The sequence below is a fragment of the Gordonia sp. NB41Y genome (assembly GCF_030718915.1).
GTDB classification, from domain to species: Bacteria; Actinomycetota; Actinomycetes; order Mycobacteriales; family Mycobacteriaceae; genus Gordonia; species Gordonia desulfuricans.
The window spans coordinates 1201337-1213204 of sequence record NZ_CP132196.1 but is presented as its reverse complement, the minus strand read 5'-3'; the positions used below and the strand labels follow the sequence as shown (position 1 = coordinate 1213204).

The window sequence follows — 11868 nt, the reverse complement described above, 5'->3', positions numbered from 1 at the left end:
TACCCGCAGACGAACCGTTGTCGAGGTGAGACGTCCTGCCGGCGGTGTCAGGATGCGGCGACCGGGCGCGGTGCCGCCGACGGCAGCCCGGTGAACGCGTTGCGGTATCGGGAGGCCGGATGACGCGAACCGATGTGGGGTTCTGTCGTCTCGAACAGTTTCTCGCGCAATGACGCCGTCGCCGATGCGGGCCGACGTATCCGTCCGCGGTCACGGAGCACCGGGATGACGTGATCGGCGATGTCCCGGTAGCTCTCGTGCGCGACGGCTGCAGAGAGGTTGAAGCCGTCGACGCCGGTCTCGTCGGCGAGCTTCTCGAGCCGGTCGGCCACCGTCGTCCCCGACCCGACGACGGCATCGGCATAGGAGACCCCGCGGGCGGGTGCGAGCAGACGGCGGAGAGTCCAGACACTGCCGGGTGGGGCGTCGGTGGTGAGAGAGGCGAGAATCGAACGGTTGCTGTCGGTTTCGATGTAGGAGAGGGGTGCGTCGATGTCGTACTCGGACCAGTCGATACCGGTGATGGCCGAGAAGTGGGTCAGGGCGCCCTCGATGCTGTAGGCGTCCTGATACCTGCGTAGTTTGGCTTCGGCGCCCGCATCCGTCTCATCGGTGATCACCAGCGCCGACGCGACGAACTTGATGTCGTCGGGTTCGCGACCCTGCTCGCGTGCCAGCACACGAATCCGGTCGATGTTTCGGCGCAGGACGTCGGGCTCGTGGCCCGCGACGAAGACGATCTCGGCGTGACGAGCGGCGAAAAGACTTCCACGGGGTGATGTTCCGGCCTGGTACAGAACCGGGGTGCGTTGTCGGGATGGTTCGCTCAGGGCCGCGCCGGGAACCGAGAAGTAGCGGCCGTGGTGTCCGATCGCATGGACCCTGGAGGGATCGGCGTAGACCCCGGTCCCACGGTCGCGGAGCACTGCGCCCTCATCCCACGATCCCTCCCACAGTTTGTACGCCACCGTGAGGAACTCCTCGGCACGTTCGTAGCGTTCGTCGTGGGGGATCTGCCGCTCCAGGCCGAGGTTCCTTGCCGCGCTGTCGAGTTGCGAGGTCACGATGTTCCATCCGATGCGGCCGTCGGTCAGATGGTCGAGGGTGGTGAACTTGCGGGCGAGCAGGTAGGGATGCTCGTAGGTGGCCGAGACGGTCACCGCGAAGCCGAGCTGTTCGGTCACCGCGGCCATCGCCGATACCGCGAGGAGCGGATCGTCGAGGGGTGTCTGCGTCGCGGTGCGCAGCGCCGGGTCGGCACTGGCGGTGTAGGTGTCGAGCTGCCCGAGCGCGTCGGTGAGGAACAGTGCGTCGAATCCGGACTGTTCCAGTTCGATCGCGAGATCGGTCCAGAACCGCAGTGTTGTGTAGTCGGGCTTGTCCGGGTCGGCCAGACGCCAGAGCCCGAAGGCGATGTGGTTGGCGGTGGCCATGTCGGTCGCGTTGAGGATCAGTGGGCGATGCGGGGTGGTGGGCATTCTCAACTCCGGGAGGGTATGGGCAGTGGGTCGATCGCGACCGGGAGGACCGCGTCGACCAGACGGCGGGTGTAGGGGCTGCGTTCCCGGCCGGTGAGGTCGGCGGCCTCGAAACGGTCGACGATCCGGCCGTGATCCAGCACGATGATGTCGTCGGCGAAGTCGTGGACCACGGCGAGATCGTGGGAGATCAGGATGAATGTCACCCCTGTCTCCTCGCGCACCCTGGCGAGCAATTGCAGGATCTCGGCCTGGGTGGTGACGTCGAGGGCCGAAGTGGGTTCGTCGAGGATGATGACCTCGGGACGGACGCCGAGGGCGCGTGCCAGACCGACCCGTTGCCGCTGGCCACCGGAGAGCTGATGGGGATATCGGTCGGCGAACTCCGGATCGAGACCGACCTGCTCGAGCAGTCGACGTGCCTGGGCGATCGACTCTGCGCGGGTCGTACCCGCGATCACCTGCCGGATCGGCCGGGCGATCTGCGCGCCGATTCGGCGGCGCGGGTTCAGGGCGCTGCCATGGTCCTGGAACACCAGCTGGATGCGGCGTGCGCGGTCGTGCCGGGGCAACGTGCCGACGTCGACACCCGGCTCAGCGTGCGCGCCGATCAACGTGACCTGTCCGGATGTCGGGTGCTCGATGCCGGCGATCAGCCGTGCCAGGGTCGACTTGCCGGACCCGGACTCACCGATCAGACCGAGCGTCCGGTGGCGTCGGACGGTCACCGACACATCGTCGACGGCGGCAAAGGCCCCGGTGTCCCGGGTGGCCGCATAGGTGCGGGTCAGCGACTCGGCGATGAGTACCGGGTCGTCCGGGCCCGCACTGCTCGACGCGGCCGCCGGGACGGAACGCAGGACGGGCGCGGCGGCGATGAGGCGCCGGGTGTACGGATGCCGGGGATCGGTGAGGACCGTACGGGTCGGACCGGTCTCCACGAGCTCGCCACCACGGAGGACCGCCACGGAGTCGCTGACCCGCGCGACGACCCCGAAATCGTGTGTCACGATCAGCACGGTGATGCCGAGCTCGGAGCGCAGCTCGTCGAGGAGATCGAGGATCTGGACCGACAGTGTCGGATCGAGTGCGGTGGTCGGTTCGTCGGCGATCAGCAGGTCGGGGTGCGGGATACAGGCGACGGCGATCATGATGCGTTGACGCATACCGCCGCTGAGTTGATGCGGATAGCTGCGGAGGACGCGGTCGGGATCGGAGATCCCCACGCGTCGTAGCCATTCGACGGCCACTTCACGTGCTTCGGGCCGGTTGAGCCGACGATGCAGGCGAATCAGTTCGACGAGTTGGTTGCCGATGGTGAACGACGGGTCGAACGATGTCGCGGGGTTCTGGAAGACCGTCCCGATCCGGGCGCCGCGCAGTGTGCGGAGCCGCCGCTCGGGTGCGCCCACGATCTCGTTGCCGTCGAAGACGATCGAACCGTCGACGTCCGCGCCCTTCGGCAGCAGGCCGGCGATCGCCGATGCGGTCACGCTCTTACCGGAACCGGACTCGCCGACCAGTGCGAGTACCTCACCACGCCGGAGCTCCAGGCTGAGATCTGCGACCGCGATGACGCGCCGGGCCCGGCCCTCGAACCGTACCGAGAGTCCGTCGATGCGTAGCAGTGGTGTGGTCATCAGTGTGTTCCCCAGTTCGGATCGAGGACATCGCGAAGGCCGTCGCCGACCCAGTTGAATGCCAAGGCCACGACGAGGATCGCGATCCCGGGTGCCAGCGCCACCACCGGACTGCCGGAGATCAGGACCTTCGCGCCTTCGGCAACCATGCGGCCCCAGTCGGGTGTCGGGGGCTGAACACCGATGCCGACGGCACTGAGGCTGGAGGCCAGCACCACGAGTATCCCGATCAGGCTCGTCCAGTAGACGACGATCGCCGCGGCCACGTTCGGCAGCAACTCGCCGAGGATCACGCCTCGCGTCGAGGCCCCGAGAGTCGTTGCCGCCTGTACGTATTCCTTCTCGCGCTCGCGCCGGGTCTCGGCGAAGACCACGCGGGCGACATAGGGGGCAGCGGCGAACACGACGGCAGTGGCGACCACCCACACCCCCATCCCGATGGCCTCGGCGAGTGCGAAGGCCACGATGACCACCGGGAAGGCGAACATGATGTCGACGATCCGCATGACCAGCGCCGACCACCACGATCGTGACCAGCCGGCGAGGAGACCCAGGACCGATCCGAGGACGACGGCCACGGTGGTCGCCGCCACCGTCGGCCCCACGGTGGCCCGCGCACCCCAGATGATGCGACTGAGCACATCGCGTCCCTGTTCGTCGGTGCCGAGCAGATGGCCGCCGGTGCCAGGCGGCAGATAGCGGTTGGCGGCGTCGGCGACGATCGGATCGTAGGGCGCGACCCACGGCGCGAGGAGTGAGACCACGGCAACGAGGAACAAGATGACGACCCCCGCGACGAGCTGGGGCTGGTGCGTCCACCGCGGGCGGTGGACGCGGACTTGTGCGATCGACATGGTCAGGTCCTCAGCCGGGGGTTCAGGAGGTCACCGATGACATCGGTGACCAGGTTGACCAGGACGAAGACGATGGTCACGAGCAGGACACCGCACTGGATCACCGGGAAGTCGTGGGCGCTGATCGCATTCATCAGTTCGGTGCCGATACCCGGCCAACTGAACACGAATTCGACGAACACCGCCCCGCTCAGCAGGGTTCCGATCTCCAGTCCGGTGAGGTTGACGATCGTCGGTGCCAGATTGCGGCCGATGTGCTTGCCCACGATCCGCCACGGCGGCACACCCTGGGAGCGCAGGGTCCGGACATAGTCGGATTCGGCGGCCTCGATGACCCCGGCCCGGGCGAAACGCGCGATGATGAGCATCGAGACCAAGGCCGCGGAGAACGCAGGCAGGACCAGATGCGCGATCAGGTCCGACAATGAACCGTCGCCGGTGAGATCGCGCATTCCGCCGGTCGGCAACACCTTCCACTGCAGCGCGAAGACCCAGATGAGTACCAGACCGAACCAGTACACCGACAGGCTCGACCCGATCTGGACGATCAGCATGATGATCCGGTCGACCAACGAGTTGTGGTTGAGCGCCGCGACGGTTCCGATGGCGACCCCCACCACGACCGACACCACGACGGCGGCACCGGTCAGGATCAGAGTATTGACGAACGCGGTGCCGAGGGTGTCCAGGACCGGGGTGCCGTTCACGATGGAACGTCCACCACCAGAGGAGAATCCGCTCAACCACGCCCAGTACTGCTGGGGGAGAGGTCGATCGAGCCCGTATGCGGCCTGGAGGTCGGCGATCGCGTCGGGTGGGAGCGTGCCGTGGAGCGTCGCGGCGATCGGGTCACCGCTGCTGGCCTTGCCGACGGCGAACACCAGTATCGAGATCACGAACAGGACCGGTATGCCGATCAGCACGCGGCCACAGATCCGCAATGCCAGGCTGTGCCGGACCGCCACGGAGGACAACCACTCCCGGGCTGATGGCGCCGAACTCGGTACGGCGGCGGTGAACTCGTCGGCAACCGGTGACGAACTCATCCGGCTGCCTTGGTCACCGGGCCCAGGTCGTACCAGTTGGTGTTGGGCCACACGAAGCCGTGCACATCGGGACTCACGGCGTAGTACCGCGTGAAGTTGACCGTCGGGATCACCGCGTGCGAGCCGGCGACCACCTCGTCGGCATGCTGCCACAAGCCGATCCGTGCGGCGGGGTCGGAGGTGTAGCGGGCAGCGTCGAAAGACTCTTTGATGGCGGGGTGGTCGACGTACTGCTCGCCGCCGTTGGCCAGCACCGTGGAGTTGAAGCCCTCCTGGACCCATTCCGGATAGGTGCCGCCGTACTCGCCGAGATGGAAACCGTCGTCGGGTTGCGGTTTGGAGATGCGGGCGGAGTAGTTGCCGCGTTCGAGGGCGATCACCGGCGCATCGATCCCGACGGACTTGAGATTGCCGGAGATGTACTCGGCCTCGGGTTGCCCCGCCAGGTCGGCGATGATGTTGAACGAGACCTGTCCGGGTGTGATGCCGGCGGCCGCGAGGATCTGTTTGGCCTGCTCGGGGTCGTAGCGGTAGACGCGGTGGTCGGCGTCGTAGGCCTCGTTACCCGGATTGAGGAACGACCACAGCGGTTGTGCATACCCCGAGTAGATGTTCCGGGCGATGCCGTCTCGGTCGATGGCCAGTGCGACCGCGGATCGGACCTGTGGATTCTGGGCCCAGCGGTTGCCGAACAAGAAGGAGGCGTAGTCGAGCTGGGCTCCCGTTCCCGTCGGGACCGAGGCGCCCTGGCCTTCCAGGAGCTTCACATCGGTCGGCTGCACCCGGGTCAGGATGTCGATCTCACCGCTCTGGAACGCGGCGAGCCGGCTCTGGTTGTTGGCGATGGTGCGGAACACGAGTCGGTTCAGCTGGGGCTGCTCGCCCCAGTATCCGTCGAAGCGCGCAAGGGTGATGTGGTCGTTCACCTTCCGCTCCACCCATGTGTACGGTCCGGTCCCGGTGGGATGGTCGGAGAGACCGTCGTTTCCGTACTTCTGCAGTGCAGTGGGACTGAAGACGAGCGGTGACCCGATGGACTGTGCCAGGAGCCGGGGAAAGCCCAGATACGGGTGATTGAAGCTGAACTCGTAGGTGTGATCGTCGACGACCCGGGTGGAGCGTAGGTCGGAGAACCGCGCCTTGAGCATTGCGGCGCTCTTCTGATCGTAGAACTCGAACGACGGGTCACTGAACCGCTTGACATTGAAATCCAATGCTGCGGCATCGAAGTCGGTTCCATCATGGAACTTCACGTTGCGTCGCAGGTCGAACGTCCACACCGACCCGTCGGGGTTGGAATGCCATGCGGTCGCCAGGCCGGGAACGAGTTTCGTGACGCCGGTCGACGAGGAGAGTTCCTCCTGGACCAGGGGTTCGTACACGTTGCGCGCAACCCGGAAGGTCTCCCAGTAGTACTCCCGCTGAGGGTCGATGGCGGTCGGTTCGGTGTACAGGCCCACGACCAGGGTGTCGGTGTTCGCGCCGGCGTTCCCGCTGCACGCGGTCACCACGGTGGCGGCCAACAGGGTCAGCGCCAGGAGGAGTCGGTATCGGCCCCGAAAGAGTCTCATGTAGTCCGTCCAGATCGACAAGCAAACAAGGAGGTGGTCCGGCATGACGCCGTCGCCTGAAAGTGCCATGGAGTGGCGGCACAGGCAGCGACGTTACGTCGGCCATCGTGTCGAGGTCACAGATGAGTTCAGCCTGGGTCTATCGGACATATCGGGAATCCCGGTGATGTCCGTGACGCTCGCGACCGCTGTAATGCACTGATGTCCAACAATTGTGAGGTACGTCGCAGCCGACTCATCCAGTACGACCAGGGCAGATTCCGACGATGTGGAGCTTCCGCCAGAATCGCGCTGGGTGTAACGGTGGGCGCGACGATGCCCGGCGAGCAGGCTCGCTGAGTGGCCGGCGCCAGGGCGTCGGTGATCGGTGAGACATCGGCGAGGAGATGAGGACATGCGGGTTCGACGAGATCACTCGGGGGCGATCGTATGACGGTTGTCGTTGCCGCCGAAGAGGTTCGAGATTCGCCGGTCGGCAAGGAGCCGAGAATCGCCGCGCTGACCGGGGCCGATCAGGTGAACACCGCCTTCGGTGTGTTTCTCCGGTCCATGGTGGGGCTGCCGTTCCGGGACGTCGACGCCACCGCCGTCACCGAGACCGGGCGCTATCTCGGCGCATTCGACGGTGATCGGATCGTCGGTGGTGCCGACTCGTACACCAGCGACCTCGTGGTTCCCGGGGGTGCGCGGGTGGCGCACGCCGCCGTCACCCACGTGGGTGTGCTGCCGACTCATCGACGCCGCGGGATCGTGACGGCCCTGATCGAGCGTCAGCTCGAGGACTTCGCCCACCGCGGCGAGGTGGTCGCCACCCTGCGGGCGTCCGAAGCCGGGATCTACGAGCGTTTCGGCTACGGGATCGCCTCGACGGCCAGATCACTGCTCGTGGACACCCGCCGCGCCCGCCTCCGGGAATCGGTTGTGGCACAGGGTTCGGTGCGTCTGGCGGACGCGGATGCCGACACCGAGCTGCTCGCCGCGGTTCATCGCCGCACGAACGGGGTGGGTGCGATCGAACGCCCGGCCGGATGGTGGCGGCTCCAGGAGCTGCGCCGCGCGGCCGATCCCACCGTGCACTACGTCGCGGTGCACTCGCGCGACGGCGTCGACGAGGGATATGTGATCTATCGGCCCCGTGACACCGAGGCCTGGTTCACCAGCCGGGAGAAGGCCATCGACGTGATCGACTTCGTGGCGCTCACCGATGCCGCCCGATTCGGGTTGTGGCGGCACCTGCTCGACCTCGACCTGGTCGACGTCATCCACGTCGGCTCCGCGGCACTCGACGACCCGCTGCCGTTGGCGCTGACCGATGAGCGTGCGGTGGAACTCGGTGCGGCACATGACGAGACGTGGTTGCGACTGATCGACGTCGAGGCCGCACTGCGGGCCAGACGATTCGGCGACGGGCCCGGAGTGCGGATCGGCGTCGAGGATCGTCGCCTGCCCGCGAACACCGCGGTCTTCGAGATCACCGCCGGTGCGGTGACACGTTCGACTCGTGCCGCCGAGGCGACGGTCGACGTCGCCACCCTCGCCGCGGCCTATCTCGGCGGCACCACGTGGCGCCGGCTCGCATCGGCCGGACGCGTGGACGTCCACACCGGCGACGCGGTGAACCGGCTGGACCGCCTGTTCGGCACCGATACCCAGCCCTACTCGGGCACCACCTTCTGACCTTTCCCATCCGATTCCGATGGCCACCCGGCGATCGGGACATCAGTTCCGAGGAGTCACCCATGACCGAACTCGTCGACGCACCCGTCGCCGTCAGCTACCTGCAGTCGTCCACGGCCGACGAGGACGCGCTCCTGGCCCGGTTCGCGCCGGTTCTCGACCGGATCGCCCGCGACGAGGCCGTTCGCGAACGCGACCGCACCTTTGCCCACGACCTGGTGCGTGAGCTGAACGAACGCGGACTCGGTCGACTGCGAATCCCGGAGGACCACGGCGGTCTCGGCGCCTCGCTCGAGCAGACCTTCGTCGTCCTGTCCCGGGTCGCCGAGGCCGACCCGAACATCGCCCACGTCTTCCGCAACCACCTGGCATTCGTCGAGGACCGGCTCAACGCGCGCCCGTCGGAGGGCAACGACCGGTGGATTCGGCGGTTCCTGGCCGGGGAGTTCGTCGGCGGCGGATGGACCGAGGCGGACAACCGCACACTGGCCGCGATCGCCACCACCGTCCGGCGCGACGGCGACCACTACCTCGTGTCGGGTGCGAAATACTATGCGACAGGCAGTCTCTACGCGGACTGGCTGGACGTCATCGGGAAGTCCGACGACGGATCGCTGCTGACCGCACTGGTCCGCCGCGACGACGCCGGGGTCACCCTCGTCGACGACTGGGGCGGCTTCGGCCAGCAGACCACCGCCAGCGGCAGCGCCGCCTACACCGATGTCCCGGCCGACCCCGCCGATGTCTTCCCGGTGTCCGAACGATTCGTCTACCAGGGGCACTTCTACCAGGTGGCGATCCTCGCGGTGCTCACCGGGATCATCCGGGGAGCGCTCCGTGACGGTGTTGCGGCACTGCATGATCGCCGCCGGAACTATCCGCAGGGACTCGATCCGGTGCCGGCGCGCGACCCCCAGCTGCTCCAGGTGATCGGGGAGGTCTCGACGCAGGCCTTCGCCGCCGAGGCGGCACTGCGACAGGTGACGCGGGTACTCGACCGGCTCGCCGCCGCGCACGCGGCGGGCGACCTCGAGCGACGGGCCGAGCTGGTGACCGAGGCCCAGGTCGCCACCGATCACGCCCAGCTGGTCATCATCGAGGCCGCACTGACCGCCACCTCCACCGTCTTCGACGCACTCGGCGCATCCGGGGTGTCGAAAGACCGTGCACTCGACCGGCACTGGCGTAACGCACGGACCCTGGCATCCCACAACCCGCGCGTGTACAAGGCGCGAATCCTGGGGGACTGGCTGGTCAACGGGACCGACCCGGTGCCCGACCTGTCCGCATTCGGTCGTGGGGGACAGGGTAATTGACTCCGTATGTCGCACTGGGGCTGACCGGCGCCGACGTCACGCGGCTGCTCGCCGACCCGGATGCCCTGCATCGATGGGACCGTCTTCCGCTGGCGTTCAGCGTGATCGGGATCGACCGGGTGGACGGGCGCCCTGCCGCAGACGCCACGATCGAGTCGACCGTCGCGGCCGGCCTCCTGGGTGCGCGCACCCGACAGGCGCGGTTCCTCGCGGCCACCACCCCGAGCCGGGACCACCCCTACAACCTGGCACGACGCGTCGCATCGGTCGGTCATCTCTCCCGGGGCCGGAGCGGCCTGCTCCTGGGGACCGTCGATCCACGCGCCGTGGGTGGATGGCCATGGCCGGCAGCGGCAACGAGCGCGGCGGTATCGGCCCCGGGCACCGCGGCGCTCGTCGGCGAGGTCGCCGTGGCGGTGCGCGACCTCGAGCAGAGCTGGCCTGCCGAGTCGGTGATCGCCGATCGCCACACCGGGATCTTCGTGCGCTCCGAGGAGATCCGCCACGTCGATCTCGACGGCAGGTACCGGATCGCCGGCCCGCTCACCGTGCCCGAACCGCTCACCGGCCCGTCGGTGATCGGATGGTTCACCTCCGACACACCACCGCCACCACAGGCGGAGGCGGTCCTGGATCTGGTCCTCGGTGCGGGCGCGGCGATCCCGGTGATCGACGCCGATGCCGGGCTGCCCGGCGGCCAGGTGGGCGGGGTGCTGGTCCGCGCGGGCGACGACCGTCCGATCGGTGCGCTGCTGGACGCAGCCGAGCGTCTGCTGGTGGGTGCCCACCACGTGGGACCAGGCCCGCTGCGGCACGCACTCGGTCTGCCCCGGCCGGTGGCACGAGAAGGCCGGCGACGTGCCTTCGCCGCACCCGAACCGCTGGCGAGTCGGTGACCGAGTACGGCCGCCACACGAGCGGACACACGAGAATCGCAGTGACGCAACCGATCGCAGACGAGGAGTGGCACGATGACGCGACGTGACGGACACGTGGTCCTGGGGATCAACGCCCTGGTGCTCGGCTATGTCCCGGCATCATGGCAATCGTCTGGCCTGCACCCCCATTCGTTCGTCGACCCCGGCTATTGGGAGACGATCGGGCGGACCGCCGAACGTGGCACCCTGGACGCGGTGTTCCTCGCCGATGTCCCGGCGCTCGGTGACCCGGCCCACGACGCGAACCCGGCCCATCTGGAACCGACCGTCAACTGGGCGTATGTCGCCGGGGTGACCGAACACCTCGGGCTGGTGTCGACGGCGTCGACCACCTTCAACGATCCGGTCGAACTCGCCGAACGGCTCCTCACCTTCCACACCCTCTCCGGTGGCCGATCGGCGTGGAATGTGGTGACCTCACGCGGCCAGGCACCGGCACGGAACTTCGGGCAACCCGACGTCCCGGAGCGCGCCGACCGGTACGAGCGTGCCGCCGAGTTCGTCGATGTGGTTCGCGCACTGTGGGGATCGTCGCGCAGCGGGCGAGCGGTCACCCATCACGGCGCCCACTTCGACGTCGACGGGCGGCTGCATGTCCCGGCCGGCCCGGGCGGTGATCCGGTGCTGTTCCAGGCGGGCGGTTCGGCCAAGGGGCGAGAACTCGCGGCCCGGGTCGCCGAGGGTGTCTTCGCCGCCGAGCTCACCCGCGCCGGTGCCGTCGACCACTATCGCCTGGTGAAGCGGCGGGCGGTGGCCCACGGCCGGTCGCCCGACGACATCAAGATCCTGCCGGGCCTGCTGGTGTCGCTGGGCAGTACCGAGGCCGAGGCACGGCGGCGCAACGACGACCTCCACGACCGTAGTCCGTCGTCGTATGCGGTGGGGTGGCTCTCGCACGCGATCGGGATCGACGCCTCGAAACTCGAACTGGACGAGCCGTTTCCGGCCGAAGTGCTCGACGGTCCGGTCGATCTGGCGACCTTCGCCGGCAGCGTGGGGTTCCGTGAGTCGATCATCGCCCGAATTCGCGAGACCAATCCCACCGTCCGCGAATACCTGCGGGAGACAAGGTATTCGGGATCGGGACACGGTGGATTCGTCGGCACGCCGGAACAGTTGGCCGATCGGATCGAGGACTGGTTCCATGCCGGTGCGATCGACGGATTCAACCTGCAGCCGGATGCGCTTCTCGACGGGCTGGAGGTGATCGCCGACGAACTGGTGCCCATCCTGCGTCGCCGGGGTCTCTACCGACACGAATACGAGACCGCCACCCTGCGAGGACATCTCGCCGCAGCTGCACCGTCGGCGCCCATCTGATCCCCATCTCGTCGACCGGCGTCGGCAA

Annotated in this window: 9 protein-coding genes; 4 read left to right on the top strand and 5 right to left on the bottom strand. The window is 67.7% G+C overall.

The genetic code is table 11. From position 1 onward, the window contains the following. Positions 1-47: 47 nt before the first annotated feature. From Q9K23_RS05180 to Q9K23_RS05160, 5 genes are read right to left on the bottom strand one after another with little or no spacing between them, the layout of a single operon-like run. Complete coding sequence (locus Q9K23_RS05180; RefSeq protein WP_020790493.1) at positions 48-1478, bottom strand: NtaA/DmoA family FMN-dependent monooxygenase; 1431 nt, start codon at positions 1476-1478, stop codon at positions 48-50. A gap of 2 nt (positions 1479-1480) precedes the next feature. Then, entirely contained in the window at positions 1481-3118 is a 1638-nt protein-coding gene (locus Q9K23_RS05175) for an ABC transporter ATP-binding protein (RefSeq protein WP_020790497.1), read from the bottom strand. Beyond that, entirely contained in the window at positions 3118-3972 is an 855-nt protein-coding gene (locus Q9K23_RS05170; protein WP_020790499.1) for an ABC transporter permease, read from the bottom strand. Before Q9K23_RS05170 ends, Q9K23_RS05175 begins: the two co-directional genes overlap by 1 nt. A gap of 2 nt (positions 3973-3974) precedes the next feature. Next, entirely contained in the window at positions 3975-5018 is a 1044-nt protein-coding gene (locus tag Q9K23_RS05165; RefSeq protein ID WP_020790496.1) for an ABC transporter permease, read from the bottom strand. Continuing rightward, positions 5015-6589, bottom strand: a complete 1575-nt coding sequence (locus Q9K23_RS05160; protein WP_053777668.1) for an ABC transporter substrate-binding protein — start codon at positions 6587-6589, stop codon at positions 5015-5017. The genes Q9K23_RS05165 and Q9K23_RS05160 overlap by 4 nt, the downstream gene beginning before the upstream one ends. A gap of 549 nt (positions 6590-7138) precedes the next feature. Here Q9K23_RS05160 and Q9K23_RS05155 point away from each other — a divergent pair. The 4 genes from Q9K23_RS05155 to Q9K23_RS05140 all read left to right on the top strand — a co-directional run bounded on the left by Q9K23_RS05155 (position 7139) and on the right by Q9K23_RS05140 (position 11840). After that, positions 7139-8266: a GNAT family N-acetyltransferase gene (locus Q9K23_RS05155; protein WP_261977986.1), complete on the top strand. Its 1128-nt coding sequence runs from the start codon at positions 7139-7141 to the stop codon at positions 8264-8266. A 62-nt stretch (positions 8267-8328) separates the two neighbouring features. Next, entirely contained in the window at positions 8329-9582 is a 1254-nt protein-coding gene (locus tag Q9K23_RS05150) for an acyl-CoA dehydrogenase family protein (protein ID WP_053777669.1), read from the top strand. Then, positions 9579-10478 carry an LLM class flavin-dependent oxidoreductase gene (locus Q9K23_RS05145; protein ID WP_053777670.1) on the top strand — a complete coding sequence of 300 codons (900 nt, stop codon included), beginning with the start codon at positions 9579-9581 and terminating at the stop codon, positions 10476-10478. The genes Q9K23_RS05150 and Q9K23_RS05145 overlap by 4 nt, the downstream gene beginning before the upstream one ends. Positions 10479-10553: 75 nt before the next feature. After that, positions 10554-11840, top strand: a complete 1287-nt coding sequence (locus Q9K23_RS05140) for an NtaA/DmoA family FMN-dependent monooxygenase (RefSeq protein ID WP_053777671.1) — start codon at positions 10554-10556, stop codon at positions 11838-11840. Positions 11841-11868 lie beyond the last annotated feature (28 nt).

Excerpts from the sequence above, each read along its gene's own strand:
- Q9K23_RS05180 (WP_020790493.1), bottom strand. The coding sequence starts at position 1,478 with ATGCCCACCACCCCGCATCGCCCACTGATCCTCAACGCGACCGACATG.
- Q9K23_RS05155 (WP_261977986.1), top strand. The coding sequence starts at position 7,139 with ATGGTGGGGCTGCCGTTCCGGGACGTCGACGCCACCGCCGTCACCGAG.
- Q9K23_RS05150 (WP_053777669.1), top strand. The coding sequence starts at position 8,329 with ATGACCGAACTCGTCGACGCACCCGTCGCCGTCAGCTACCTGCAGTCG.
- Q9K23_RS05160 (WP_053777668.1), bottom strand. The coding sequence starts at position 6,589 with ATGAGACTCTTTCGGGGCCGATACCGACTCCTCCTGGCGCTGACCCTG.
- Q9K23_RS05140 (WP_053777671.1), top strand. The coding sequence starts at position 10,554 with ATGACGCGACGTGACGGACACGTGGTCCTGGGGATCAACGCCCTGGTG.
- Q9K23_RS05170 (WP_020790499.1), bottom strand. The coding sequence starts at position 3,972 with ATGTCGATCGCACAAGTCCGCGTCCACCGCCCGCGGTGGACGCACCAG.
- Q9K23_RS05165 (WP_020790496.1), bottom strand. The coding sequence starts at position 5,018 with ATGAGTTCGTCACCGGTTGCCGACGAGTTCACCGCCGCCGTACCGAGT.
- Q9K23_RS05175 (WP_020790497.1), bottom strand. The coding sequence starts at position 3,118 with ATGACCACACCACTGCTACGCATCGACGGACTCTCGGTACGGTTCGAG.